We start from the raw sequence: 26,107 nt of genomic DNA, 5'->3' as shown, positions 1-26,107 counted from the left end.
AAGTCCGCAGACGCGCGCCGCATCCGGAGCCGCGCGGACCCGAAAGGGGTGGCGCGGCAGCCGTCAGAGCACCGGTCCCGCGTCCGCGTCCCGGCAGATCAGCAGCAGCGCCCTGTCGTCATTGACATCCTTCGCCACCGCCTCGATCAGATGCCATGCCGCCCCCTCGAACGTCGAGGAGACATAGCGGTCCGCCTCGCCGGTCAGCCGGTCGATGCCCTCGCTGATGTCGCGGTCCGGCGCCTCGACCAGGCCGTCGGTGAACAGCATCAGGACGTCGCCGGGACGCAGTGTCCCCTTGGCGGGATCGAACTGCGCGCCGTCGTAGACGCCGAGCAGCGGGCCCTCGCCCGACTTCTCCTCCCAGCGACCGCTGCCCGCGTGGAGCTGGAGTGCGGGGAGGTGACCGGCCGAGAGCAGCTCGTAGTCGCCGGAGTCCAGGTCCAGGACCAGGTGGATCGAGGTGGCGAAGCCTTCGTCCCAGTCCTGGCGCAGCAGATAGCCGTTGGCCGCGGTCAGGAAGCCGTGCGGGGGGAGCGAGCCGAGCAGTCCGCCGAAGGCTCCGGAGAGCAGCAGGGCCCGGGAGCCCGCGTCCATGCCCTTGCCCGAGACATCCGTGAGAACGACTTCGAGGGTGCGGCCGCCGTTGGTGCGGGCGGCGACCACGAAGTCGCCGGAGAAGGACTGTCCGCCGGCCGGCCGCAGCGCCATCTCCCGGTGCCAGCCCTGTGGCAGCCTGGGAAGTTTGCTCTGGACCCGGATCCGCTCGCGAAGGTCGAAGAGCATGGTCCCGCCGCGCCGCCACGGCACCCCGACCCTGCTGCGGAACTGGGCGATCAGCAGTCCGAACAGCCCGCATGCCGCCACCGTGAGGACCGTACCGGGAGTGACCCGCCCCGGCCCCTGGGTGTAGGGGCCGAGTGTGACCGACTCGACGATCAGGGCCGCCGCGGCTGCCGCGTAGAGCCCCAGCAGGCTCGCCGGGCGCAGCAGCAGTCCGCCTGCCACGATCGGCAGGACCAGAGCGGAGGGGGCGCACCAGACCGGCGTGAACATCGTCGCGCAGGCGAGCGCCGGGACGGTCAGCAGCAGACCGGCCAGGGCGATCCAGTCCGAGCCGTCGCCCCTGAAGTAGTCGACGCCTGATCTGCGCAGCGCGATCCGGACCCGGTGCGCCGACTTCCGCATCCGGGCCGTGAATGAATCTGCTCCAGCGCCACGGGTCATTGCTCGGACCTTATCCACCCGCGCGGGCCCCGTGGAGGGGACCCCTCTGACATTGTGTTCGAAATCGACTCGCTCGGTGCGGGCCACGCTGGTAGGCATGGCCCATGAGTACAGAGCTGAAAGTACTGCGTCGCGCCGACTGGGACACCTGGTATGCGGGATTGATGCGTGCCTTCGGCGGTGTGGCCGAGTCCGAGCAGGAGCGCGCGCTCTGGAACGATCTGACCGAGTTCGAGCGGTCCATCGGCGCCTGGGACGGGGACCTCTGCGTGGGCACGGCAGGAGCGTTCAGCTTCCGGATGTCGGTGCCGGGAGGGGCGTTCGTGCCGGTGGCCGGGGTGACCATGGTCAGTGTCGCGGCGACGCACCGCCGCCGCGGTGTCCTGACCTCGATGATGCGGCGGCAGCTCGACGACGTACGGGCGCTGGGCGAGCCGCTGGCCGCGCTGACCGCTTCGGAACCTGCCATCTACGGTCGCTTCGGTTACGGCATCGCGAGCCGGCAGCTGTCCGCCGAGATCGACACCTCACGGGTGACGCTCTCGGTCCCGGCGGGGACCGACGCCGTGCGGTTGCGGTACGCGCCGGTCCAGGAGGTGGCCGAGCAGTGCGAGGCCCTGTACGTACGGTCGATCGGTTCGCGCCCCGGGATGCCCGCCCGTACGCCCGGCTGGGAACGGCTGCCGCTGCTGGACCCGCCCGAGGAACGTGACGGGGCATCACCCATGCAGTGTGTGGTCGCCGAGCGGGACGGCGGGATCGTGGGGTACGCCCGTTTCCATACGAAGCCCGAGTGGGACACGTCGGGTCCCAAGGGCTCGGTCGTACTGCGGCACATCGACGCGCTGGACCCGGCGGCGAGCGCCGCTCTGTGGCGCTTTCTCTTCGGCATCGATCTGACCTCGGCGCTGCATGTCCGCAACCGGCCCATCGACGACCCCTGGCAGTACCTGGTGTCGGACATCCGCCGGTGCCTGGTCCGGGTCCGTGATGTGCTGCATGTCCGGCTCGTGGATATCGGTGCCGCGCTCGGAGCCCGTGCCTACCGGACCCCGGTGGACGTGGTGTTCGGTGTCGAGGACGCCTTCTGCCCGTGGAATAGCGGGCGTTGGCGGCTGACCGGCGATACCGGCGGTGCTTCCTGTGTCCGGACCGATGAGGCACCCGATCTCGAACTGTCCGTACGGGAGCTGGGCGCCGCCTATCTGGGCGGTACCCCGCTCACCGCGCTGGCGGGCGCCGGTCTGGTGCGGGAACTGCGGCCCGGGGCGCTGGCCTCGGCGTCGCTCGCTTTCGGCTCGGAGCACGCGCCCTGGCTGCCGCACGGGTTCTAGGGGGCGAGGCCGCACGGGTTCTATGGAGTGAGAAGGAGCGGCATCCCCCAGCGAACAGCCCCTCGATCAAGGTCCGGAGCTCCGCGGCAGCCCTCGAGCCCCCTGCCGGCACCGGCTGGTGCGCTCAGGACCGCTGGCAGTCCGGGCACCAGAAGAGGTTGCGCGCGGCGAGCGGTGCGGTGCGGATCACGGCGCCGCAGAGATGGCAGGGCAGGGCGGCGCGCCGGTAGACGTACACCTCACCGCCGTGGTCGTCGACCCGCGGGGGCCGCCCCATGGCCTCAGGGGTGTGTTCGCTGCGGACGGTGTCGATGCGGTTGTTCCGCACGCCCTCACGCATCAGGGCGACGAGATCCGCCCAGACGGCATCCCACTCCGCGCGGGTGAGGTCTCTGCCTTCCCGGTACGGGTCGATGCCGTGCCGGAAGAGGACTTCCGCCCGGTAGACGTTGCCCACACCCGCGATGACCTTCTGGTCCATGAGCAGGGCTGCCACCGTGGTGCGGGAACGGGAGATCCGGGACCACGCCTTGTCGGGGGCGTCATCGGGCCGGAGCGGATCGGGGCCGAGGCGCTCGTGTATCGCCTGCTTCTCGCCGTCGGTGATCAGCGAGCAGGTGGTGGGCCCCCGCAGATCCGCGTACGCGCCGTCGTTGAGCAGCCGCAGTCGCACCGTGTCGGTGGGCGGGGGCGCCGGCACGGCACCGAAGCCGAGTTTGCCGAAGAGCCCCAGATGAATGTGGACCCAGCCGTTCGCGCCGAAGCCGAGAAAGAGGTGCTTGCCGTGCGCCTCCGTGGTGTCCATGACCTGCCCATCGACGAGCGAGGCGCTGTCGGAGAATTTGCCCTGCGGACTGGACGCGCGCACAGGCCGGCCGCCGAACCTCTCGAAGTGGTCGGCGGCCAGTCGGTGGATCGTGTGACCCTCGGGCATCAGGCCTCGGGCTGCGGGTGGTGGGCCGGGACGGGCGGCAGGTCTCCGGTCTCCTCGTAGGCGGAGAGCATGTCGATCCGGCGCTGGTGACGCTCCTCGCCGGAGTACGGGGTGGCGAGGAAGATCTCGACGAACTTCACCGCCTCCTCCTCCGTGTGCATCCGGCCGCCGACCGAGATCACGTTGGCGTTGTTGTGCTCACGGCCGAGCGCGGCGGTCTGCTCGCTCCAGGCCAGCACCGCGCGCACACCCTTGACCTTGTTGGCCGCGATCTGCTCGCCGTTGCCGGAGCCGCCGATCACGATGCCGAGGCTCTCCGGGTCGGCAGCGGTCCTCACCGCGGCACGGAGGCAGAACGGCGGGTAGTCGTCCACCGCGTCATAGATGTGCGGGCCGCAGTCCACGGGCTCGTGGCCCTGTGCCCTGAGCCACTCGACGAGGTGGTTCTTGAGTTCGAAACCGGCATGGTCGGAGCCGAGATACACGCGCATGCATCGAGTGTGGCACGAGGGGTAGGAGCCCCGCCTGACCGGGGCACGCAATGGGCGACCCGTTCGTGACGTTAGGGACGCAACGCATGGGTGTCACCCCTCCTCCGCAGGTCACCGGCCGGCCGTCTTCCGGCGACGCCCCCGACGGACTCCAGGCAGGCCTGAAGAACCGGCATTTGTCGATGATCGCCATCGGCGGGGTGATCGGTGCGGGTCTCTTCGTCGGTTCGGGAGCCGGCATCGCGGCCGCCGGGCCCGGCATTCTGCTCTCCTACGCGCTGACCGGACTGCTGGTCGTGCTGGTGATGCGGATGCTGGGCGAGATGGCCGCTGCCGACCCGGTCTCCGGTTCCTTCTCCACCTACGCCGACAGGTCGCTCGGCCGCTGGGCCGGATTCACCATCGGCTGGCTCTACTGGTTCTTCTGGGCGGTGGTGCTGGCCGTGGAAGCGACCGCGGCCGCCGGGATCCTGACGGGCTGGGTGCCCGCGATACCCCAGTGGGCGTGGGCGCTTCTGGTGATGCTGGTGCTGACCGGGACGAACCTGGTCTCGGTCGGGTCCTTCGGTGAATTCGAATTCTGGTTCGCCGGGATCAAGGTCGTCTCGATCATTGCCTTCATCGTGATCGGGCTGCTCGCCGTCTTCGGGCTGCCGCCCGGCGGCAACGCGTCGGGGATGTCGAATCTGACCGGGCACGGCGGCTTTCTGCCGAACGGCCCCGGGGCGATCCTCTCCGGGATGCTGCTGGTCGTCTTCTCCTTCATGGGATCGGAGATCGTGACGCTGGCGGCCGCCGAGTCGCCCGACCCGGTACTGGCCGTCCGCAAGGCCGTCAACAGCGTGATCTGGCGGATCGCCCTCTTCTACATCGGCTCGATCTTTGTGATCGTCACGCTGCTGCCGTGGGATTCCAAGGCGGTGGCGGCAAGCCCTTACGTCGCTGTGCTCGACTCCCTGGACATCCCGGGGGCCGGGACGATCATGGACATCGTGGTGCTGACCGCCGTGCTCTCCTGCCTCAACTCCGGTCTCTACACCGCGTCCCGGATGGCCTTCTCGCTCGGCCGGCGCGGCGACGCCCCGAAGGCCTTCGCCACGGTCAACAAGGGTGGCGTCCCGGCCGTCGCGATCTGGGCTTCCGTCGCCTTCGGCTTCGTCGCGGTCTTCTTCAACTACATCGCCAAGGACACCGTCTTCCAGTTCCTGCTGAACTCATCGGGTGCGGTCGCGCTCTTCGTCTGGCTGGTCATCTGCTTCTCGCAGCTGCGGATGCGCCGGAGGATCGAGGAGGAAGCCCCGGAGCGGCTGACCGTGCGGATGTGGCTGTATCCGTATCTCACCTGGGCGACGATCGCGCTGATCCTCTTCGTCGTCGGCTACATGCTCTACGACACCGAAGGGCGCAAGCAGATGCTGCTCTCGGTGCTGGTGGCCGCACTGGTCCTGGCCGTCGCCCTGGTGCGGCAGCGGAGCAGGAACGCATCGGGTGAAGCGGCCGCCGGGCCGGCGGCGCCGGACGTGGCCGGGCCCGGTTCCTGACATCTGGGCGGCCCGGCCCACAAGCCCGTCCGACGGACGGACGACCATACGAGGAGGGCCTGCACCCCTTTGTCCGGGTGCAGGCCCTCCTCGTGTGTTCCGCGCGGTACACGCGCCGCGGCCGGGGCCCGGTCAGCCGCGGCGGCCCGCCAGCTTCCAGGCGGCGGGCAGCGCGCCCATCGCCAGCGCCGCCTTCAGCGCGTCACCGATGAGGAACGGGGTCAGACCGGCGGCGACGGCCGCCGTGGCCGACATCCCGGTGGACAGCGCCAGGTACGGCACGCCGAGCCCGTAGATGATCGCCGAGCCCAGCAGCATGGTGCCCGCGGTGCGCAGCACCGACCGGTCGCCGCCGCGGCGGGCCAGCGCGCCGACCGCGGCGGAGGCGAGCACCATGCCCAGCACGTAGCCGAACGTGGCGCCGCCGGCGCCCGACGCGCCGTCCGCGAACCACGGCATTCCCGCCATGCCCAGCACCGCGTACAGCGCGAGGGAGAGGAAGCCGCGACGGGTGCCGAGCGAGGCGCCCACCAGAAGCGCCGCGAAGGTCTGGCCGGTGACCGGGACCGGGGAGCCGGGGATCGGCACGGCTATCTGCGCCGCGAGGCCGGTGAGCGCGGCGCCGCCGAGCACAAGAGCGATGTCCCGCGCGCGGGTGGCCGGCAGCAGATCGGCGAGGACCGCTCCGGGACGGGTGGTGACGGCAGCAGTGCTCATCGGGACTCCGCAGGTGAGGGCAGGTGGGAACAGAGTGACGTTAGCCCAGGGGGCGGCGCCCGATCACCATCAGCGGCCCACAAAGCGGAGGTTGACGGCTTGGTGGGTTTCATACAAAGACGGGTGTTCAATCTCCCGCCGACGTGATGCTTGTCACTGGAGGTAGCAGCGCCTCGATCATCATTGCGCATCACGCAGCCGGCTGGGGAGACTGTTGACTCCCACCAAATCACCAAGAGCATCGTGAGCGTCGAGCACCATGTCTGAGCCACTCCCCGCGGAACCCCTCTCCCACGGGCTGAAGCAACGCCATCTGACCATGCTCGGCCTCGGCGGGGTGATCGGCGCCGGGCTCTTCGTCGGCTCGGGCGCCGGGATCGCGGTCGCCGGGCCGGGCATCGTCATCTCGTATCTGATCGCGGGCACCCTCGCGATGCTGGTGATGCGGATGCTCGGCGAGATGTCGTCGGCGCTGCCCGCGTCCGGTTCCTTCTCGGTGCACGCGGAACGCGCACTCGGCCGGTGGGCGGGGTTCACGGTGGGCTGGCTGTACTGGTTCCTGCTGGTGGTCGTCCTCGCGGTGGAGGCGACGGCCGCGGCCGCGATCGCCGGCAGCTGGGTTCCCGGGATGCCGCAGTGGAGCTGGGTCCTGATCTTCATGGTGGTCTTCACCGGCGCCAACCTCACCGCGGTGCGCAATTTCGGCGAATTCGAGTTCTGGTTCGCGGCGTTGAAGGTCGGCGCGATCATTCTGTTCCTGGCGCTCGGACTGCTCGCGGTCTTCGGGGTCCTGCCGGACACCGATCCGGTGGGGTTCTCCCACCTCAGCGGTGACGGCGGCTTCCTCCCCAACGGCTGGCACGGCGTCGTCTCCGGTGTGCTGACCGTCGTCTTCGCCTTCGGCGGTCTCGAGGTGGTGACCATCGCCGCGGCCGAGACCGACGACCCGGCGCGCGCGGTCGGGCGGGCGGTGCGCAGCGCGGTGTTCCGGATCCTGTTCTTCTACGTGGGGTCGATGCTGGTCATCGTGACCGTGCTGCCCTGGACCGCGCAGCGGGCCGGCCTCTCGCCGTACGTCACCGTGCTCGACTCGATCGGCATCCCTTCGGCGGGAACCATCATGAACATCGTCGTCTTCGTGGCGCTGCTGTCCGCGCTCAACGCCAATCTCTACGGATCGTCGCGGATGATCTTCTCGCTGGCCGAGCGCGGCGAGGCACCGCGCGGACTGCTCAAGGTCGCGGGCAGCGTTCCGCGCCGGGCGGTGCTGGCATCGGTCGCCTTCGGCTTCGTCTCCGTACTGCTCAATCTGAAGTGGCCGGACAGCGTCTTCCTCTACATGCTCAACGCGGTAGGCGCGGTGCTGCTTTTCGTCTGGGCGCTCATCGCGGCCTCGCAGCTGCGGCTGCGCAGGAGGATCGAACGGGAGACACCGGAGCTGCTGCAGCTGCGGATGTGGGGCTTCCCCTGGCTGACCTGGGCCACCCTGGCCGGCCTCGCCGCCGTTCTCGTACTGATGCTGACCGATGACACGGCGCGGCCGCAGCTGCTGTGGTCGCTGGGTGCGACAGCGGCAGTGCTGGCGGTGGCCGGCGTGCGGGAGATACGCGGACGGCACACCGCCGACCGTGACTGACCTGCCTCCGGGCCCTCCTGCCGGGACATGTCCTGCTCGTGATCGTCTTCTCAGCCCCTCACGGCAGGCGGACAAGAACGGCAGCCCCCACGAGGACATGGCTCGCGGGGGCTGCCGTGCCGCGCGCTACGGGCTCAGCACATGGGGTACGGCCTCAGCACATGTACGGCCTCAGTCGAAAATCGGGCCCTGCGTGCGGGTCCGCTTGATCTCGTAGAAGCCCGGGATCGAGGCGACCATGAGCGTGCCGTCCCAGAGCTTGGCCGCTTCCTCGCCCTTGGGGGCGGGGGTGACCACTGGGCCGAAGAAGGCGATCTGCTCACCGTCGGACCCGGGTACCGCGATGACCGGGGTACCGACCTCCTGGCCGACCTTGTCGATGCCCTCCTTGTGGGAGGCGCGCAGTTCCGCGTCGAACTCGAAGGGGTCCTGGTCCGCGTAGTCGATCAGGCCGGCGGGCAGACCCACATCGTCCAGGGCCGCGGCGATGGCCTCACGGGTCGCGCCCTGGCCCTCGTTGTGGAAACGCGTGCCGAGCGCGGTGTACAGCTTGCCGACGACCTCGTCGCCGTGCTTCTGCTGGGCCGCGACGACGACCCGCACGGGAGCCCATGCCGTGGTCGAGAGCATCTCCCGGTAGTTCTCGGGCAGGTCGTCGAGCTTGTCCTCGTTGAGCACCGCGAGGCTCATCACGTGCCACCGGACCTCGATGTCCCGCAGCTTCTCGACCTCGAGCACCCAACGGGAGGTCATCCACGCCCACGGGCAGAGCGGGTCGAACCAGAAGTCGACGGGGGTCTTCTCTGACATGTCTCTCCTCGGAAGGGCTTCGGTCTCTTGGCGGACAACGTCCGGAGGGGCTCCGGCCATTCCCGGAAGCCGCCGTCGAGCGGCCCGTGGGAGGATGCGGACACGGATCGTATACACAAAGGAGTGTCCCGTGCCCGGTGAGAACCTGACCCGCGACGAAGCCCGGAGGCGGGCGGAGCTGCTTTCCGTCGAGGGGTACGAAGTCGCCCTCGATCTGCGCTCGGCGATCGGGGACGGTCCGGACAACGGGCTCCGGACGTTCCGCTCGGTGACCACGATCCGCTTCAGGTCGCAGCAGGCGGGAGTGTCCGCCTTCGCCGACCTGATCGCGCCGTCGCTGAACACGGTGACGCTGAACGGGCAGGCGCTGGACCCGGCCGTCGTCTTCGACGGGGCCCGGATCGCCCTGGAGGGGCTCGCCGCCGAGAACGTCCTGGTGGTGGATGCCCAGTGTGCGTACAGCAGGACCGGCGAGGGCATGCACCGCTTCGTCGATCCGGAGGACGGCGAGGTCTATCTCTACACGCAGTACGAACCGGCTGACGCCCGCCGGGTCTTCGCCAACTTCGAACAGCCGGACCTGAAGGCGCCCTATCTCTTCGAGGTGACCGCCCCGGACGGCTGGACGGTATGGAGCAACGGCGACGGCGAACTCGCCGACGGGGTGTGGAAGTTCTCGGCGACCAAGCCGATCTCCACCTACATCACGGCGGTCGTGGCCGGCCCCTACTACCGGGTGACGGATGTCTACCGGCGGACGTTCGACGACGGCACCGAGCTGGAGATCCCGCTGGGTGCCCTCTGCCGGAAGGGGCTGGCCAAGCACTTCGACTCCGACGACGTGTTCACGGTCACCAAGCAGGGGCTCGACTTCTTCCACGACCACTTCGACTACCCGTACCCCTTCGGCAAGTACGACCAGGCGTTCGTTCCGGAGTACAACCTCGGCGCGATGGAGAACCCGGGCCTGGTGACCTTCCGGGAGGAGTACATCTACCGCGGCAAGGTGACCCAGGCCGCCTACGAGCGCCGGGCCAACGTCATCCTGCATGAGATGGCCCACATGTGGTTCGGCGACCTGGTCACCATGGTGTGGTGGGACGACCTGTGGCTCAAGGAGTCGTTCGCGGACTTCATGGGGTCGTTCTCGATGGTGAACGCCACCCGCTTCACCGACGGCTGGATCACCTTCGCCAACAACCGCAAGTCCTGGGCGTACCGCGCGGACCAGCTTCCCTCCACTCATCCGATCACGGCCGACATCCGTGACCTGGAGGACGCCAAGCTCAACTTCGACGGCATCACCTACGCCAAGGGCGCGTCGGTGCTCAAGCAACTGGTCGCGTACGCCGGGCAGGACGCCTTCCTGGAGGGCGCCCGCCGCTACTTCAAGCGGAACGCCTACGGGAACACCAGGCTCGGCGATCTGCTGTCGGTGCTCGAGGAGACCAGTGGGCGGGACATGGCGTCCTGGTCGCGGTCCTGGCTGCAGACGGCCGGCGTCAACTCGCTCACCCCGGCGGTTCTCTGTGACGCGGGTGACCGGATCACCGAACTCGCGGTCCTCCAGGACGCGTCCGAGACCCATCCCGAGCTGCGCCCGCACCGAGTCGCCGTGGGCCTCTACCGCCTCGAGGGCGGAACGCTCTCGCGTTACGCACGCGCCGAGGCCGACGTCTCGGGTCCGCGGACGGTCGTGGGCGAGCTGACCGGCGCCGAGCGGCCCGATCTGGTGCTGGTCAACGACGACGACCTCACCTACTGCAAGATCCGCTTCGACGAGGGCTCGCTGGACACCCTTCGGGACCACCTCGGCGACATCACCGATCCGCTGGCCCGCGCGCTGTGCTGGTCCGCGCTGTGGAATCTGACCCGGGACGCGCTGATGCCCGCCCGGGACTTCATCGCGCTGGTGCTGCGTTTCGCCGGCCGCGAGTCCGACATCGGGGTGCTGCAGATGCTGCACACCTGGGCGGAGAGCGCGCTGGTCCACTACGCCGCTCCCGAGTGGCGCGGGACGGGCGGAAGTCTGCTCGCCGAGGGCGCCCTCCACGAGCTTCGGGCCGCCGAGCCCGGCGGCCAGCACCAGCTGACCTGGGCGCGGTTCTTCGCTGCCGTCGCGGCCTCTGACACCGACTTCCAGCTGCTCCAGGGGCTGCTCGACGGTACGGCGAGGATCGACGGCCTCGAAGTGGACCAGGAGCTGCGCTGGGCCCTCCTCGCACCGCTCGCCTCGCACGGCGTCGCGGACGAGCGGACCATCGACGCGGAACTGGCCCGTGACGACACCGCGTCCGGCAAGCGGCACCATGTGCGCGCCCTGGCATCGCGGCCGGCGGCGGCGGTCAAGGCGCAGGCCTGGGCGGCGCTCGTCGAGTCCGACGCGCTCTCCAACGCCCTGGTGGAGGCGACCATCGCGGGCTTCGGACAGGCGTCCCAGCGGGAGCTGATCGCGCCCTTCGCACCGAAGTACTTCGACGCGATCGAGGGTGTGTGGGCGAAGCGTTCGATCCAGATCGGAATGCTGGTGGTGAAGGGCCTCTTCCCCGGGCTCCAGGACGACCGGGCGACACTCGACTCCACCGATGCCTGGCTGGAGGAACACCGGGACGCGGCGCCCGCGCTGCGCCGCCTGGTGCTGGAAGCCCGGGACGACCTGGCGCGTTCGCTCCGCGGCCAGGCATGTGACGCCGCCGCGGGGTAATCGGCTCCGGCGGTCCACCCGGGTGCGGCTTCGCCGGACACGGAACCTGACTCCACCGTCTGAAAAGAGGCCTTTTGGTCCATTCGTGGGCCGACGTGGGGGGCCATTCGGGCGACGGCTGCTCGGCAGTCGAACGCCCGTACTTTAGGGCGGTGTTGTCCGGTTTTGTCGACGGTCGTGTAACAGCGGTTAGCGGGCGGGCACAACGCGGGAACCTGCGGAGCATGGATCGCAATTCCCCCCTCTGTGGCGGAGAGACCTCGTTCCCGTTCTCTCCCCGCCCCCTCAGCCACCTCTCCGTCCAGCGCCGGGTGCTCTCCGCCGCCCAGCTGCGCGACCACGGGGTGACCGCCGCCCGCACCACCGCACAGTGCCGTCCCGGAGGCCCCTGGCAGCAGTTGCTGCCAGGGGTCTTCGTGCTCCACCCGGGACCGCCGACCGGCGAGGAGCGGCTGCACGCGGCGCTGCTCTACGCCGGCCGGCCACCCGCCGACAGGGCCGGACACGTGCCGGTCCAGCCCGGCCCCGCGTCGCACGGCCCCGACCGGTACGCCGGACCTGCCCCTTCCGCGTACGGCAGCGCCATGGTCACGGGTCTCGCGGCGCTTGCCCTGCACGGCTTCTCCGCCGCTCCCCCGCTGATCGCGGTCGACCGGATCGACGTACTGGTGCCCCGTACCCGCCGGCTCCGCTCCACGGGCTGCGCCCGCCTGGTCCGCACCCAGACCCTGCCCGGCCCGCAGCAGATCGCCGATGTGCCGGTGGCCCCCGTGGAGCGCGCCCTCGCCGACGCCGTCGCCAAGCTGTCGGACCCGGAGGTGGTGCGCAGGCTGCTCACCGAGGCCGTGCGCGGCGGCCACTGCGACCCGGCGTCAGTGGTACGGGAGTTGACGAACGCGCAGCTGCTGTCCCTGCCGCATGTCACGGACGCGGTGGACGCGCTGGTGGCGGAGGGGAGGGCCATCGCCGAGGACGGGCTCTACGCGATGGTGCGCACCCATACGTTCTCCGACCCGCTGTGGAACGTGGACCTGAGGCTGCCCGGCGGGCCGTATCTCGGCGGAGTCGACGCGTACTGGCCCGACCAGGCCGTGGCGGTGGAACTGGAGACATCGCCGGGGGCGGCCGAATCGGCCCGCAAGCGGGAGCATCTCGAAAGGCTGGGGGTAACGGTGGTCCGCATCACTCCGAAGAGGCTGCGCGAGGCGCCGGCGGAGCAGGCCGCGGTGGTGCGTACGGCGCTGATGGCCGCAGCGGACCGCGAGCCCGCGGCCTATCTGGTGGTGCTGCCGCGGTGAAGCGGCAGGGGGGTGCGCCGGAAGGTCAGCGCTTCTTCAGGATCAGCTCGGTGTTGCGGTCACCCGCTTCGCCGCCGAGATCCGTGCGGGCGCCGGGTGCGTTGAACGACAGCTCCCGGTAGAGCGCGGCAAGCCCGGTCTGGGAGAGGTCGGCGAAGTCCGTACGGTGCGGCGCGGCGGACTCGATCAGGGTGGTGAAGAGGGAGAGTGTGCCGTCCTTGTTGTCCACCAGCTCGAAGACCCGGGCCAGTTGGGGAAAGTCGATGTGCGAGGCGGTGGTGATCTCCCAGAAGGAGCCGTGCGCCTCGATCCTGTTCCGGTGGCTGTGGCCGTTGATCCAGGCGACTGTGTTGCGGTGTTTGTTCAGCAGCGCCACGATCTCCTCGCCCGAGTGGTGACCCTCGCCGGGGTGCCCGGGGTCGGGGTGGGTGTTGGTGATCGTCCAGCTGTTGTGATGGCTGAAGACCACGACGCAGTCGTCCGGGTGGCTCTTCAGCGTCCGTTCCAACCACCGCAGTTGGGTGCTTCCCACGGTGCCGGTGAAGTGACCGCCGCGGTCGGTGGTGTCCAGGCTGACGCCGAGCACCCCATCGGCGATGCGGAAGGTGTAGTAGAGGGTGTCGCTGTCGAGGTTGGCCGCGGTGTAGCCGTGGCCCGCCGGTCCGGCTCCCGCGTGGGCCGGGTCGAGGTGGGCGGTGAGGTAGTCGCGCGGGGTGAACGGTGCGCGCCGCTCGTCCGGAGTGACGGAGTGCAGGCTTTTGGCGTGCCGGCGCATCAGAGCGGCGAAGTGGCTGCCGTCGAAGTCACCGTCCCTGCGGTCGGCGGCCAGTTGGGCCCGCGCCTCCGCGGCCGGCACCTCGTAGAGCTTCCGGCCGCCGACCGCGAAGTCGGCCAGGAAGTGACCGCGGGCCGCCATCGAACCGCTGCTCAGCGAGTCGTGGTTGCCGACGGTCGAGTACCACGGGAGGTGCAGTCCCGGGCTGTTGACGGTGCGCAGGGCCGCCGCGAGGAAGCCGTCGATACGCGGGAACCCGCGCTGCTTGTCCGCGTCGCGCAGGGCCGATTCCGGGTGCCAGAAGTGCTTCAGGCCGGAGTTCTGCACGCCCTCGTAGCGCTGCGGGGCTCCGGTGTCGGGGGTGATGCGACCGCCGCTCATCACCTTGAGGAACCAGTCGAGCTCGGCCCGGGAGTTGTTGTCGGTGTTGTCACCCGTGGTCATCACGAAGGACAGCGGCTCACCCGTCGCGGGGCCGCCGCGCAGTGCGTTGACCCGTTCGATCAGTGAGACCGCGCCGGGCACCGTCAGCGCCTCCTGCGGGCGCCAGCTCGCGCTGTCCGCGGGGCGCAGGAACTCACCGCGGACCGGATGCTGGACATCGGTGAGATGAAGATCCGTGAGCTGTACGAAGGCACCCATCGCGGTACGCCGGGCGGCCCTGCCGGTGCGCGCCGGGGCCAGCTGGGCACGCACCACCCGGCTCCAGCCGGGCCCGTCGCCGAGCCGCCGGTAGCCACTGCCCGGGTGTCCGGTGCGGGGGGCGGCAGACGTGAGCAGGGTGGTGCCGGCCCGTGACGGGGCTCCGGGGGCCGGCGCACGGGGCGCGAGGGCCGGACTCCGGGTCGCCGCCACTGCCACGGGCTCGACGGGGGCCGCGGAAGCGCCGCTGCCCGATCCGGTGACCACCGCCGTTCCGGTGGCGACGCCCACCGCGCCGGTGGCCGCGAGGAAGGCGCGGCGGTCGAACAGGTTGATCGCGGAGCGTGTGCGTGACATGCGCGGTCTCCCGGGTGCGAACGCATCTGCAAGGCCGGCGGGGTGGAATCCCCGCTCCTCCTTGATGGTTGACACCGGGCGTGACCTGCGCGTGAACGAGACCGCAACGGGCAACACCGATCACCACACAGGGATCACTCGCGACCGCGAACCGTCATCCGGCTCTCTCCGGTTCGCCCCGGGGCGCTCACGCGCCGTTCACCGTCCGGGGTAGCCGGCTCACCGTCCGGGGTAGCCGGCCCGTCCCAGCGGTGGCCGCTCCCGCCACAGCTCAAGTCCGGCGTCGACGAGGTCGACACGGTCGAGTGTCCCGACCTCGTCGAGGTGGTGCCAGGCCGCCAGATCGGTGGAGCCGCCGATTTCGGGGCGCAGTTCGCCGCCGGTGATCCGGCCTTCGTACACGATGCGCAGGCCGTGGAAGTCAGCGAACGTTCCCAGTTTGCGCGGATAGCGGCGGGTGATCGAGTCGAGGCCGAGCAGGCACACCGGTTCGCAGCTGTATCCGGTCTCCTCCGCGACCTCCCGGACGACCGTGTCGAGCGGGTCCTCGCCGTGATCCATTCCACCGCCCGGCAGGGTCCAGCGCTTGACTCCGTCGCGCGCCACCCAGCGGGCCAGCAGGATCCGTTCATCGCGTACGCAGATGGCGTACGCGGCCACCCTGAGCTCCTTGTTCATTGCGTGAGGCTACGGGCTGCCTCTCGGGGGACCACCGGACGGCGCCCGGGAGGAGGAACACCTATGACCCGCTAGGAGCCGCTATGTCCGCAGTGGCGTATGGCGGAAGTCCGCCATGAACTCATCACGCCTCGGACATCTCTCCCCAAACAGCTGTCACTTACGTAAAGCTAACCGGTCACCGGACACCGAATTCCGGACCCTCTTTCACATCCAGGGATGCTGATGACCCTCGAATTCCCCAGCTCCATAACCCGGGCGAGACGCACGTCCCGTATCGCGGCCGCCGCGGGCGTGGTGCTCGCGCTCGCCGCCGCCGGCGTGGCCCCCGCCGTTGCCACCACAGGTGCGGACGATCCCGCGCCGTCCGGAGTGAAGGCCGCCAGGTCCCCGGCGGACAAACTCGGCTCGTCCGACGCGCAGTTGCTCGACCGGGCCGAGGCACAGGGCGCCAAGACCGTCACGGTCATGGTCGCCACCGCACCGGGCGCGACCGAGCAGGTGCGCAGGCAGTTCGACGCCGTGTCCGGCGCACTCGTCGGCAAGACCGACGACAAGCTCGGCTATGTCAGGGCCACGCTGCCGACCCCCCGGGCCGATTCGGCCATCAAGGCGGCGGAGAAGCTCTCCTCGGTCCACGGGATCGATCTCAAGCAGGAGATCAAGCTGGACGACCCGACGCCGCAGGGCGACACGGTCAGGAGCGCGAACGTCCGCCCGACCGCATCGGGTGAGTACCGGGCACCGGACAAGAACACACCCGCGAAGAACCCCTACAACCCGTCCTTCGAGACGGGCGCGGTGGACTTCGTGAAGCAGCACCCCACGGCGGACGGCCGCGGCGTGACCATCGGCGTACTGGACGCCGGTGTGGACCTGGGCCACCCCGCGCTGAAGAAGACCACCACCGGCGAGCGCAAGATCGTCGACTGGGTGACGTCCACGGACCCGGTCGCGGACGGCGACCTGACCTGGCGCCGGATGAACAGCGCGGTCAGCGGGCCGTCGTTCACCTACAGCGGCCGGAGCTGGACGGCTCCGGCCGGCTCGTACGACGTCAGCATCTTCCGTGAGGCGGTCACCGCGGGCGGCGACGCCAAGGGCGACCTGAACCGGGACGGCGACACCACCGACGAGTGGGGTGTGCTGTACGACCCGGTCGCCGGAACCGTTCGGGTCGACCTGAACAACAACGGGGACTTCACCGACGACACCCCCATGAAGCCGTACAAGGACAAGTTCCAGATCGGCTACTTCGGCAAGGACAACCCGGCGACCCAGGTCGTCGAGCGCATCCCGTTCGTGGTGGAGATCCGCAAGAACGTCGTGTACGACGCCGCGGGCAGCACATCCGACTACGTCAACATCGGCGTCATCGAGTCCGAGCACGGCACCCACGTCGCGGGCATCACCGCCGCCAACGGCCTGTTCGGCGGCCGGATGAGCGGAGCGGCGCCCGGCGCGAAGATCGTCTCGTCGCGTGCCTGCACCTGGAGCGGCGGCTGCACCAACGTGGCGCTCACCGAGGGCATGATGGACCTCGTCGTGAACCGCGGTGTGGACATCGTCAACATGTCGATCGGCGGCCTGCCGGCGCTCAACGACGGCAACAACGCCCGCTCCGAGCTCTACAAGCGGCTCATCGACACCTACGGTGTCCAGCTGGTCATCTCGGCCGGCAACGAGGGCCCCGGCGTCAACACCATCGGGGACCCCGGCCTCGCCGACCACGTCATCTCGGTCGGCGCCACCATCTCGCAGGAGACCTGGGCGTCCAACTACGGCTCGGGGGTGACGAAGAAGTACGACATGCTGCCGTTCTCCTCCCGCGGTCCGCGTGAGGACGGCGGTTTCACCCCGACGCTCTCCGCGCCCGGCGCCTCCGTCAACTCCACGCAGACCTGGCTTCCCGGCGCCCCGGTCAAGGAGTCGGGCTACTCGCTGCCCGCCGGTTACTCCATGCTCCAGGGCACATCGATGGCCTCTCCGCAGGCAGCGGGCGCTGCGGCGCTGCTGCTCTCGGCGGCCAAGCAGAAGCACATCGACCTGCCGCCGGCCGATCTGCGTACCGCGCTGACCTCGACCGCCACGCACATCAAGGGCGTCCAGGCGTACGCCGAGGGTGCCGGCCTGATCAACGTCCTGGGCGCCTGGGACGCGATCAAGGCGGGCGCGACCGCGCATGAGTACAGCGTCAAGGCCCCGGTCGACACCGCGATCGACGACGCGCTCAAGACGCCGGGCTTCGGCACCGGCATCTACGACCGCGAGGGCGGCCTGCAGGCCGGGAAGAAGAAGACGTACACCGTCACGATCACCCGGACCACGGGTCCTGACCGCGCGGTCAAGCACAAGTTGTCGATCAAGAACAACGACGGCACCTACTCACTGCTCGGCTCCGGCAGCGTCGCGCTGCCGCTGGGCGAGCCGGTCACCGTCAAGGTCCGGGCGCAGCCTCGGTCGGCGGGCGTGCACAGCGCGATCCTGGAGGTCAACGACCCCCGCACGGTGGGCGTGGACCAGCAGATCCTCGCCACGGTGATCGTCTCCACCCCGCTGGCCAAGCCCTCATACGCCTTCAAGGCGTCCGGCTCGGTGCAGCGCAACAGCACCAGGTCCTACTTCGTGACGGTGCCGGAGGGCGCCAAGAGCCTTCAGGTCGCTATGAGCGCACTCCGCTCGGGCAGCCAGACCCGGTTCATCTCCATCCACCCCTACGGTGTCGCTGTCGACGACACGTCGACTCCGAGCTGCTACCCGAACTACGACAACCCGGCCAACACCTGCCGGCCGGACATGCGCTCCTACCCGGACCCGCAGGCCGGCGTCTGGGAGATCGAGGTCGAGTCGCGCCGTACGTCGTCGTACCTCGACAACCCGTACAAGCTGGATGTCGAGCTGCTCGGCGCCTCCTTCGACCCTGCGGTGCAGGTCGTCCCCGAGGCGAAGACCGGTACCCCGGCCCCGGTGCAGTGGAAGATCACCAACGGCTTCGCCGCCATCGACGGCAAGCTGAAGGGCGGCTCACTCGGCTCCGCCGTCGTCACCAAGCCGACGATCAAGCAGGGCGATCGGCAGATCACCACGGTCACCATCGGCGCCGGTGTGGAGCGTCTGGACGCCGCCATCGGCGGGGTCTCCGACACCTCGGCGGACCTGGACCTGACGGTCCTCAGGGACGGCGTGCAGGTCGGGCAGTCCGCGGACGGCGATTCGGAGGAGTCGGTCAGCCTGCTCAATCCGGCCGCCGGCACGTACACCATCTGGGTCGACGCCTACTCGGTGCCTTCCGGATCTACGGCGTACAACTACCGCGACGTCTACTACGCGCCGTCGCTCGGCTCGGTCCAGGTGGACGACGCGAAGGCCGTGAAGCTGGCCAACGGGGCTTCGGCCCAGGTCAGCGCAAATGTGGTGGCCGGCAGCGCGGCCCCCGAAGGACGGCAGTTCTTCGGTGAGGTGCAGCTGCTGAACAACCGCGGCACGGTCGCCGGCACGGGCAGCGTCCAGATCGCGAAGGTCACTCCGTAACCGTGTGAAGCGCGGCACAGAACGGTGTGAGTGAGAGGGCAGGGGGGCAGGCACCAGAACCGGTGCCTGTCCCTTTACCCCTTCCGCTGTCCGCACCCCGGACAATGGATTGGACAAGGCGCCGTCAGACATACGCATCATGGTGCCGCCGCCCGCGGCAGGCAGCTGTGCGCAGCAGGTGCGCACCACGTACGGAGGAGTCAGCGTGAGGGTCGGAATCGTCGGAGCCACCGGTCAGGTCGGCACGGTCATGCGCAAGATCCTCGCTGAACGGGATTTCCCGGTCGACGAGCTGCGGCTGTTCGCCTCCGCGCGCTCCGCGGGCACCACGCTCGCCTGGCGGAGCAAGGGTGTCACCGTCGAGGACGCGGCGACCGCGGACTTCTCCGGTCTGGACATCGTGCTCTTCTCCGCCGGCGGCGCCACCTCCAAGGCGCTCGCCGAGAAGGTCGCCGCGCAGGGACCCGTCGTGATCGACAACTCCTCCGCATGGCGCCGGGACCCCGAGGTCCCGCTGGTGGTCTCCGAGGTCAACCCGCACGCGATCGCGGACCGCCCCAAGGGCATCATCGCCAATCCGAACTGCACCACCATGGCCGCGATGCCGGTGCTGCGCCCGCTCCACGACGAAGCCGGCCTCGAAGCACTGATCGTCGCCACCTACCAGGCGGTCTCCGGTTCGGGTGTGGCCGGTGTCGCCGAGCTGCACGGGCAGGCGTCGAAGGTCGTCGCCGACGCGGACAAGCTGACCCACGACGGCGCGGCGGTGGACTTCCCCGAGCCCGGTGTCTACAAGCGCCCGATCGCCTTCAACGTGCTGCCGCTGGCGGGCTCGATCGTCGACGACGGTTCCTTCGAGACCGACGAGGAGCAGAAGCTCCGCAACGAGTCCCGCAAGATCCTTGAGATCCCGGAGCTCAAGGTCTCCGGAACCTGTGTCCGGGTCCCGGTCTTCTCGGGTCACTCGCTGCAGATCAACGTCCGGTTCGCCCGCCCGATCAGCGTGGCGCGCGCCTACGAGCTGCTGAAGGACGCGCCGGGCGTGGAGCTCTCGGAGATCCCCACCCCGCTCCAGGCGGCGGGCCAGGACCCCTCGTACGTGGGCCGGATCCGCAACGACGAGACCGTCGAGAACGGTCTCGCCCTCTTCGTCTCCAACGACAACCTCCGCAAGGGTGCCGCACTGAACGCGGTCCAGATCGCGGAGCTGGTGGCGGCCGAGCTCAAGGGCTGATCCCGGGGTGGATGCACCCGCCCCGCGGAACACCACCGCATATCACTGCCGCAGCGACCTGTCCGGTACGGACAGGTCGCTGCGGCAGTGATGCGGCCGGTCTCCCGCTGCCGCGCCTGCATGCTCAGGCATGGACCGAGCGGGCGGCGGCGCGCGCCGGATAGCGGGCGGTGAAGACCGCCGCGACCACGAAGCCCGCGATCTGCGCGAGGGTGGAGACCGTGCTGCCGAAACCTGCGGAGCTGATGGCGGTCACCGCCCCGGCGGTGAGCGTGAAGGACGCCGCCCAGAAGGCGGTGATCACCACGTTGATCCGGCGGAAGAGCGGGGTGTGCCACACCTCGCTCGGCGCCTGCTTCCGGGCGATCCCCGTGGTGAAGGGGCGGCCGGCGGCCAGCGTCGCCCAGGCCGTCAGCCCCAGCCAGCCCAGCGAAAGCGCGCCGCTCCAGTGCTGAAGACCGCTGTCCGGGCGGGCGAAGGCGAACGCGGTGAGCAGTGCGAAGAACACCACGGTACTGATCTCCAGGATCTTCGCACCGGCCTCCTCACCGGCCTGGCGGTCCCTGACGAGGAGCCACCCGCCGATCACCAGCGCGGCCGACGCACCCCACTGCCAGCCGGCCGACGAGACAACGGCGAAGGCGATCCACGGAACGAAACCGCGCAGGTAGTTCATTTTGAGCCCCCATCAGTCGCTGACGTTCTCCGCCGGGTTCCTCCCCCGACATGTCAAACATAGAAGGTGCGACTCCAACCTGTCAAGAATGGAATGTTGAAGGGTCCCCCACGGCCGCCCCGCTCCCGGAGCACCTTGCGCCGGGGCCGCTGCCCGGATGAAACGGCCTGCCGGGCGGCCGGACGGACCGCTGGACGGCCGGCCCCCGCACTCGCCTGCTGCGCCCCACCGCGGCGTGGAAGGATGACCGGATACGCCCGCCCGTCGGCCCCGTCGAGGCGCGCCGGGCCGCCCCATCCACATACCGAGGAGATCCCAAGGTGCCTGGCACGAATCTGACCCGCGAAGAGGCGCAGGAGCGGGCGCGCCTGCTCACCGTGGACGCCTACGAGATCGATCTCGATCTGAGCGGAGCGCAGGAGGGCGGCACCTACCGGTCCGTGACGACCGTGCGCTTCGCATCCGCGGACGCCGGGGCCGAGACCTTCATCGACCTGGTCGCGCCCACCGTGCACGAGGTGGTTCTCAACGGCGAGCCGCTGGAGGCCTCCGCACTCTTCAAGGACTCCCGGATCGCCCTGTCCGGGCTGCTCGCCGGGGACAACGAGCTGCGGGTGGTCGCCGACTGCGCGTACACCAACACCGGTGAGGGCCTGCACCGCTTCGTCGACCCGGTCGACGACCAGGCGTACCTCTACACCCAGTTCGAGGTCCCCGACGCGCGCCGGGTCTTCGCCAGCTTCGAGCAGCCCGACCTCAAGGCGACCTTCCGGTTCACCGTGAAGGCTCCGGAGGGCTGGACCGTGATCTCCAACTCGCCCGCGCCCGAGCCCCGTGACCATGTCTGGCACTTCGAGCCGACACCGCGGATCTCGACGTACATCACGGCGCTCATCGCCGGTCCGTACCACTCGGTGCACAGCACCTACGAGAAGGACGGCACGTCGGTACCGCTCGGCATCTACTGCCGTCCGTCGCTGGCCGAGTACCTCGACTCGGATGCGATCTTCGATGTGACCCGGCAGGGCTTCGTCTGGTTCCAGGAGAAGTTCGACTACGACTACCCCTTCGCCAAGTACGACCAGCTCTTCGTGCCGGAGTTCAACGCCGGGGCCATGGAGAACGCGGGCGCCGTGACCATCCGCGACCAGTACGTGTTCCGGTCCAAGGTCACCGACGCCGCCTACGAGGCGCGTGCCGAGACGATCCTCCATGAGCTCGCGCACATGTGGTTCGGCGACCTGGTCACCATGGAGTGGTGGAACGACCTCTGGCTGAACGAGTCGTTCGCCACCTACACCTCGATCGCCTGCCAGGCGTACGCGGCGGGTTCCAAGTGGCCGCAGTCCTGGACGACGTTCGCCAACTCCATGAAGACCTGGGCCTACCGCCAGGACCAGCTGCCCTCCACCCATCCGATCATGGCCGAGATCAACGACCTGGACGACGTCCTGGTCAACTTCGACGGCATCACCTACGCCAAGGGCGCGTCGGTGCTGAAGCAGCTGGTCGCCTACGTCGGGATGGACGAGTTCTTCCGGGGCGTGCAGGCGTACTTCAAGCAGCACGCCTTCGGCAACACCCGCCTCTCCGACCTTCTCGGTGCGCTGGAGGAGACCTCGGGCCGTGACCTCAAGGCCTGGTCGAAGGCGTGGCTGGAGACCGCGGGCATCAACATCCTCCGCCCGGAGATCGAGGTCGACGACGCGGGACACGTCACCTCCTTCGCCGTGCGGCAGGAGGCACCGGCACTGCCCGCGGGCGCCAAGGGCGAGCCGACGCTGCGCCCGCACCGCATCGCCATCGGCTGCTACGCCCTGGACGACGACGGCAAGCTCGTGCGCACCAGCCGGATCGAACTCGACGTCGACGGCGAACGCACCGATGTGCCGTTCCCCCAGAACACCCCGCGCCCCGCGGTGATCCTGCTCAACGACGACGACCTGTCCTACGCCAAGGTGCGTCTGGACGAGGAGTCCTTGCGGGTCGTCACCGAGCACCTGGGCGACTTCGCCGAGTCGTTGCCCCGCGCCCTGTCCTGGGCGTCCGCCTGGGACATGACCCGCGACGGCGAGCTGGCCACCCGGGACTATCTGGCGCTGGTGCTCTCCGGTATCGCCAAGGAGTCGGACATCGGTGTCGTCCAGTCGCTGCACCGTCAGGTGAAGCTGGCGCTCGACCTGTACGCGGACCCCGCCTGGCGTGAGCGGGGTCTGACCCAGTGGACCGACGCCACGCTGGCACATCTGCGGGCCGCCGAAGCGGGCAGCGACCATCAGCTGGCCTGGGCCCGTGCCTTCGCCGCGACGGCGCGTACGCCGATCCAGCTGGACCTGCTCAACGCGCTGCTCGAAGGCACCGAGACGATCGAGGGCCTGGCCGTCGACACCGAACTGCGCTGGGCGTTCGTGCACCGCCTCGCCGCCGTCGGCCGTTTCGACGAGGAGGAGATCGCCGGCGAGCTGGAACGGGACAGGACCTCGGCCGGTGAACGTCACGCGGCGAGTGCGCGTGCGGCGCGTCCGGTCGAGAGCGCCAAGGCGGAGGCCTGGGAGTCGGTCGTCGAGTCCGACAAGCTGCCCAACGCCGTCCAGGAAGCGGTGATCGGGGGCTTCATCCAGACCGACCAGCAGGAGCTGCTCGCCCCGTACACGGAGAAGTTCTTCGCCGCGGTGAAGGACGTCTGGGACTCGCGCAGCCATGAGATGGCTCAGCAGGTGGCGGTCGGGCTGTACCCGTCGTTGCAGGTGTCCCAGGAGACGCTGGACGCGACGGACGCGTGGCTGGCGTCGGCGGCGCCGAGCGCGGCGCTGCGCCGGCTGATGTCGGAGTCGCGGGCGGGTGTGGAGCGGGCGCTGCGCGCCCAGGCCGCTGACGCGGCTGCCGCGCGCGTGTAGGTGCGGTGGGCGGGCGGGACGGCCCGGCAGGGCCGTCCCCCTTCCCGCCCCCTTCCGCTCTGCCCGGTGCGCTCGGGGGTGGGGCCCCCTGCGACGCGCGGGTCAGGCGGTGTAGCGGCGACGCAGCTCCGTCAGGCCTTCGTCGGTGAAGGTGCCGTGCAGGCGCATGCGGGCCACACCGCCGTCCGGGAAGGTGTCCAGACGTACGTGGGTCACCGTCGCGGCGGTCGTGAGCGCGAAACGGTGCAGGGTGTCGGGCTGCAGCGCGGTGCGCGGCAGGATCTCGAACCACTCGCCCGTCTCACCGTCCCGTCCGCTCAGCGCGATCCAGCCGGCCGCGTTGCCCTTGAGGTAGGCGGTGTCGATCTCGACGGCGCGCACGGTGCCCTGGGCGGCGAGCCCGAAGCGGACCCAGTCGTTGGTGTCGCGGACCCGGCCGCGGCGGGTCTCCCAGCCGTCGTCCATCTTGCGGGAGGTGCCGGGCAGGATGATCTGGGTCGGCGACGAGTAGAACCGGTCCGAAGCGTCCTCGCACACACCTCCGTTGAGTACCGAGATCAGATCGACCGTGGAGAGCAGCTCGAGCCAGGCCGGGTCGGGGACGACCTCGCCGTGGACCCGGAGGCGGGCCACGCCGCCGTCGGGGTGCTGGCACAGCCGGACGTGGGTGTAGCGCCGGCCGGTGGTGACCTCGAAGCCGTTGGCCGCATGACCGAGCACCGGGGTCTGCGGGACGATCTCCTCCCACTTCACATCGTCGGCAAGCAGCTGCTCCGGGCTCGGCGAGCCTTCGACAGCCGTGGCCTGGACCGATATGCGCTGCGGGTAGTTGCCGCGGAAGTGGGCCGTGTCGACGACGACCCCGCGGATGACCCCGGCAGCTCCCAGGCGGACCAGCGCCCAGTCATGGTCTTCCGGAGCCGGGAAGGGAGCCCCGGTGGTACCCCGCCGGCGCCGGGTCTCCCAGCCGTCCATGATCTTGCCCTTGTGGCCGAAGCGCTCGGGGTCGAAGACCGCCCGCTCGCGGACCAGCAGGTTCTCGCGCTCGGCGAAGAACTCGTCATTGGCCGCGACGACACCGGCGCCGAGCCGGCGGTCGGCGAGGTCCACCAGCCCGGTGAAGCCGTGCTCCCCGCTGCTGCGGTAGTCGGCGTACGGGTCGCCGCCGCCGTAGGGGGAGGCGTCATTGGCGTGCGGGTCCTGGAAATCGGGGGCGACGTGTGCATGCTGTGAGGTCATGAGAAGACTGTCGCTCCCTCACACCAGTCACGTCTATCGAAAGTTTTCGCACAATTCTTTCAGTTATGGCGAACAGTGCTGCTGCTGTCCGCGGCATGGGCGTCCGCCGCGTCCCGCAGGGCGTCGAGCACCCTGGCCACCGCAGGACCGTCCTCGGCGCCGCGCCGTACCGCGGCGATCACATGGCGCTGTGGCTGATCGGCGCTGAGAATCCGGGTCACCACACCGGTACGGCGCTCCGCCGCGGCCATCCTGGGCACCAGCGCGACCCCCATCCCCGCCTCGACCATCGCCAGGATCGCCGTCCAGCCGGCCGCGCTGTGCGCCTGCTCGGGGACGAAACCGGCCGCCTCACAGGCGGCTGTGGTGATTTCCGACCAGGGCCCGCTGCCCCCGAAGATCCACGCTTCGGCGGAGAGATCGGCGAGCCGCAGTCCGTCCACGGCAGCAAGTCGGTGCCCGGCGGGCAGGGCCACATCGAGCGGGTCGGCCAGCAGGGGCACCCGGGTGAAACGGGGATCGCCCGCCGTCGGCGCGTGCGCGGCGAGCGACAGGGCCAGATCCACCTCGCCGCCCGACAGCAGCTCGTACGCCTCGGCCGCCTCAGCCTCCCTGATCCGCACGTCCAGACCCGGGCTGCTCAGCCGCAGGGTCTCCACCGCGGGCACCACCAGGGCGGGCACCGCGGTGGAGAAGGCACCGACCCGCACCTCACCGGCTTCGCCCTGGAGATAGCCGGCCAGCTCGGCGTCCGCCTGTTCCAGCTGCGCGAAGACCGCTTCGGCGTGCCGGAGCACGAGATGAGCCGCGTCGGTGAGCCTGACGCGCCGGCCGTGTGCCACGAGCAACGGGACCCCGAGCTGCTTGGCCAGATTGGTGAGCTGCTGGGAGACGGCCGACGGGGTCATCAGCAGAGCCTGCGCGGTGGCCGTCACGGTCCCGCGCTCGCTCAGCGTGCGCAGGATCCGGAGCTTCTTGATGTCCCACTCGGTCATTCCCGCAACCTATCCCCGCGGTCCCGGGTGCGGGCCGGACATCGGGTGGACGCGCAGCGGCTGGACCCGGCGGGCCCGGCCGCAGGTGTCCGTACGCACGCGGAGGCGCCGCGGGGTTGCCGGTGCAACCGCGCAGCGCCTCCGGAAAGCTTCGGTGTCAGGCCTTCTTGCGGGACTTGTCGAGCACCATCACCAGACCGGCGATGACCGCGAACAGCGCGAGCGGGATGATCACATAGAGGCCGACCGTGTCGATCACGCTCAGGCCGGGACCGGGGTCGTCGCCGTCGTCGCGGGTCAGCGCGAGCGCGGGGGACGACATGAGCAGCATCATCAGCGTCGTACCGGCTGCTACGGCGCCGGCGCGCAGGGCGTTCTTCTTGTCCACGGA

At 69.8% G+C, this 26,107-nt stretch carries 19 protein-coding genes; 8 read left to right on the top strand and 11 right to left on the bottom strand.

What is annotated here, in order from left to right:
- Positions 1-63: 63 nt before the first annotated feature.
- Positions 64-1,227 carry a PP2C family protein-serine/threonine phosphatase gene (locus tag OHS16_RS20870; RefSeq protein WP_328538743.1) on the bottom strand — a complete coding sequence of 388 codons (1,164 nt, stop codon included), beginning with the start codon at positions 1,225-1,227 and terminating at the stop codon, positions 64-66.
- Between the two features lie 104 nt (positions 1,228-1,331).
- Here OHS16_RS20870 and OHS16_RS20865 point away from each other — a divergent pair, with 104 nt between their 5' ends.
- The gene (locus OHS16_RS20865) at positions 1,332-2,561 is read left to right on the top strand and encodes a GNAT family N-acetyltransferase (protein ID WP_328538742.1); all 1,230 of its coding nucleotides are present in this window, start codon (positions 1,332-1,334) and stop codon (positions 2,559-2,561) included.
- 124 nt (positions 2,562-2,685) lie between these two features.
- On the opposite strand, the gene OHS16_RS20860 is transcribed toward OHS16_RS20865, so the two are convergent.
- Both OHS16_RS20860 and OHS16_RS20855 read right to left on the bottom strand, forming a co-directional pair.
- Entirely contained in the window at positions 2,686-3,495 is an 810-nt protein-coding gene (locus OHS16_RS20860; RefSeq protein ID WP_328538741.1) for an Fpg/Nei family DNA glycosylase, read from the bottom strand.
- Positions 3,495-3,986: a ribose-5-phosphate isomerase gene (locus OHS16_RS20855; protein ID WP_328538740.1), complete on the bottom strand. Its 492-nt coding sequence runs from the start codon at positions 3,984-3,986 to the stop codon at positions 3,495-3,497. The genes OHS16_RS20860 and OHS16_RS20855 overlap by 1 nt, the downstream gene beginning before the upstream one ends.
- An 86-nt stretch (positions 3,987-4,072) precedes the next feature.
- On the opposite strand from OHS16_RS20855, the gene OHS16_RS20850 reads away from it, so the two are divergent.
- The gene (locus OHS16_RS20850) at positions 4,073-5,527 is read left to right on the top strand and encodes an amino acid permease (protein WP_328538739.1); all 1,455 of its coding nucleotides are present in this window, start codon (positions 4,073-4,075) and stop codon (positions 5,525-5,527) included.
- 132 nt (positions 5,528-5,659) lie between these two features.
- Here the strand turns inward: OHS16_RS20850 and OHS16_RS20845 are convergent, their stop codons facing one another.
- On the bottom strand, positions 5,660-6,244 hold the full coding sequence (locus OHS16_RS20845) for a biotin transporter BioY (protein WP_328538738.1): 585 nt from the start codon (positions 6,242-6,244) through the stop codon (positions 5,660-5,662).
- Between the two features lie 259 nt (positions 6,245-6,503).
- Here OHS16_RS20845 and OHS16_RS20840 point away from each other — a divergent pair, with 259 nt between their 5' ends.
- Complete coding sequence (locus tag OHS16_RS20840) at positions 6,504-7,880, top strand: amino acid permease (protein ID WP_328538737.1); 1,377 nt, start codon at positions 6,504-6,506, stop codon at positions 7,878-7,880.
- A gap of 171 nt (positions 7,881-8,051) precedes the next feature.
- Here OHS16_RS20840 and OHS16_RS20835 read toward each other — a convergent pair whose 3' ends face one another.
- Positions 8,052-8,690, bottom strand: coding sequence for a mycothiol-dependent nitroreductase Rv2466c family protein (locus OHS16_RS20835; RefSeq protein WP_328538736.1), 639 nt, complete (start codon positions 8,688-8,690; stop codon positions 8,052-8,054).
- A gap of 130 nt (positions 8,691-8,820) precedes the next feature.
- On the opposite strand from OHS16_RS20835, the gene pepN (OHS16_RS20830) reads away from it, so the two are divergent.
- Positions 8,821-11,394: an aminopeptidase N gene (gene pepN / locus OHS16_RS20830; RefSeq protein WP_328538735.1), complete on the top strand. Its 2,574-nt coding sequence runs from the start codon at positions 8,821-8,823 to the stop codon at positions 11,392-11,394.
- Positions 11,395-11,618: 224 nt separating this feature from the next.
- Positions 11,619-12,692: a hypothetical protein gene (locus OHS16_RS20825; RefSeq protein ID WP_328538734.1), complete on the top strand. Its 1,074-nt coding sequence runs from the start codon at positions 11,619-11,621 to the stop codon at positions 12,690-12,692.
- A gap of 25 nt (positions 12,693-12,717) precedes the next feature.
- On the opposite strand, the gene OHS16_RS20820 is transcribed toward OHS16_RS20825, so the two are convergent.
- Together OHS16_RS20820 and OHS16_RS20815 are read right to left on the bottom strand one after the other, a co-directional pair.
- Positions 12,718-14,466 carry a TIGR03767 family metallophosphoesterase gene (locus OHS16_RS20820; protein ID WP_328538733.1) on the bottom strand — a complete coding sequence of 583 codons (1,749 nt, stop codon included), beginning with the start codon at positions 14,464-14,466 and terminating at the stop codon, positions 12,718-12,720.
- 219 nt (positions 14,467-14,685) lie between these two features.
- Entirely contained in the window at positions 14,686-15,144 is a 459-nt protein-coding gene (locus OHS16_RS20815; protein WP_328538732.1) for an NUDIX hydrolase, read from the bottom strand.
- Between the two features lie 219 nt (positions 15,145-15,363).
- On the opposite strand from OHS16_RS20815, the gene OHS16_RS20810 reads away from it, so the two are divergent.
- Positions 15,364-18,675 carry a S8 family serine peptidase gene (locus tag OHS16_RS20810; RefSeq protein WP_328538731.1) on the top strand — a complete coding sequence of 1,104 codons (3,312 nt, stop codon included), beginning with the start codon at positions 15,364-15,366 and terminating at the stop codon, positions 18,673-18,675.
- A 205-nt stretch (positions 18,676-18,880) separates the two neighbouring features.
- Positions 18,881-19,909 carry an aspartate-semialdehyde dehydrogenase gene (locus OHS16_RS20805; protein ID WP_328538730.1) on the top strand — a complete coding sequence of 343 codons (1,029 nt, stop codon included), beginning with the start codon at positions 18,881-18,883 and terminating at the stop codon, positions 19,907-19,909.
- Between the two features lie 124 nt (positions 19,910-20,033).
- On the opposite strand, the gene OHS16_RS20800 is transcribed toward OHS16_RS20805, so the two are convergent.
- Positions 20,034-20,585 carry a hypothetical protein gene (locus OHS16_RS20800; RefSeq protein ID WP_328538729.1) on the bottom strand — a complete coding sequence of 184 codons (552 nt, stop codon included), beginning with the start codon at positions 20,583-20,585 and terminating at the stop codon, positions 20,034-20,036.
- A gap of 320 nt (positions 20,586-20,905) precedes the next feature.
- On the opposite strand from OHS16_RS20800, the gene pepN (OHS16_RS20795) reads away from it, so the two are divergent.
- Positions 20,906-23,482 (top strand): aminopeptidase N, encoded by a 2,577-nt coding sequence (pepN, locus tag OHS16_RS20795; protein ID WP_328538728.1) that lies wholly within the window; start codon positions 20,906-20,908, stop codon positions 23,480-23,482.
- 102 nt (positions 23,483-23,584) lie between these two features.
- Here the strand turns inward: pepN (OHS16_RS20795) and alc are convergent, their stop codons facing one another.
- The 3 genes from alc to OHS16_RS20780 all read right to left on the bottom strand — a co-directional run bounded on the left by alc (position 23,585) and on the right by OHS16_RS20780 (position 26,104).
- On the bottom strand, positions 23,585-24,721 hold the full coding sequence (gene alc / locus OHS16_RS20790; protein WP_328538727.1) for an allantoicase: 1,137 nt from the start codon (positions 24,719-24,721) through the stop codon (positions 23,585-23,587).
- Between the two features lie 59 nt (positions 24,722-24,780).
- Positions 24,781-25,716, bottom strand: coding sequence for a LysR family transcriptional regulator (locus OHS16_RS20785; RefSeq protein WP_328538726.1), 936 nt, complete (start codon positions 25,714-25,716; stop codon positions 24,781-24,783).
- A 157-nt stretch (positions 25,717-25,873) separates the two neighbouring features.
- Positions 25,874-26,104, bottom strand: a complete 231-nt coding sequence (locus tag OHS16_RS20780) for a hypothetical protein (protein ID WP_328538725.1) — start codon at positions 26,102-26,104, stop codon at positions 25,874-25,876.
- Between the last annotated feature and the right edge of the window lie 3 nt (positions 26,105-26,107).

Origin of the sequence: Streptomyces sp. NBC_00344 (assembly GCF_036088315.1) — a bacterium.
GTDB lineage: Bacteria > Actinomycetota > Actinomycetes > Streptomycetales > Streptomycetaceae > Streptomyces.
The sequence above is the reverse complement of the archived record's forward strand: the minus strand, read 5'-3'. Positions and strand labels throughout refer to the sequence as shown.

Coding starts and splice junctions, on each gene's coding strand:
- OHS16_RS20870 (WP_328538743.1), bottom strand. CDS start 1,227: ATGACCCGTGGCGCTGGAGCAGATTCATTCACGGCCCGGATGCGGAAG.
- OHS16_RS20865 (WP_328538742.1), top strand. CDS start 1,332: ATGAGTACAGAGCTGAAAGTACTGCGTCGCGCCGACTGGGACACCTGG.
- OHS16_RS20860 (WP_328538741.1), bottom strand. CDS start 3,495: ATGCCCGAGGGTCACACGATCCACCGACTGGCCGCCGACCACTTCGAG.
- OHS16_RS20855 (WP_328538740.1), bottom strand. CDS start 3,986: ATGCGCGTGTATCTCGGCTCCGACCATGCCGGTTTCGAACTCAAGAAC.
- OHS16_RS20850 (WP_328538739.1), top strand. CDS start 4,073: ATGGGTGTCACCCCTCCTCCGCAGGTCACCGGCCGGCCGTCTTCCGGC.
- OHS16_RS20845 (WP_328538738.1), bottom strand. CDS start 6,244: ATGAGCACTGCTGCCGTCACCACCCGTCCCGGAGCGGTCCTCGCCGAT.
- OHS16_RS20840 (WP_328538737.1), top strand. CDS start 6,504: ATGTCTGAGCCACTCCCCGCGGAACCCCTCTCCCACGGGCTGAAGCAA.
- OHS16_RS20835 (WP_328538736.1), bottom strand. CDS start 8,690: ATGTCAGAGAAGACCCCCGTCGACTTCTGGTTCGACCCGCTCTGCCCG.
- OHS16_RS20825 (WP_328538734.1), top strand. CDS start 11,619: ATGGATCGCAATTCCCCCCTCTGTGGCGGAGAGACCTCGTTCCCGTTC.
- OHS16_RS20820 (WP_328538733.1), bottom strand. CDS start 14,466: ATGTCACGCACACGCTCCGCGATCAACCTGTTCGACCGCCGCGCCTTC.
- OHS16_RS20815 (WP_328538732.1), bottom strand. CDS start 15,144: ATGAACAAGGAGCTCAGGGTGGCCGCGTACGCCATCTGCGTACGCGAT.
- OHS16_RS20810 (WP_328538731.1), top strand. CDS start 15,364: ATGCTGATGACCCTCGAATTCCCCAGCTCCATAACCCGGGCGAGACGC.
- OHS16_RS20800 (WP_328538729.1), bottom strand. CDS start 20,585: ATGAACTACCTGCGCGGTTTCGTTCCGTGGATCGCCTTCGCCGTTGTC.
- alc (WP_328538727.1), bottom strand. CDS start 24,721: ATGACCTCACAGCATGCACACGTCGCCCCCGATTTCCAGGACCCGCAC.
- OHS16_RS20785 (WP_328538726.1), bottom strand. CDS start 25,716: ATGACCGAGTGGGACATCAAGAAGCTCCGGATCCTGCGCACGCTGAGC.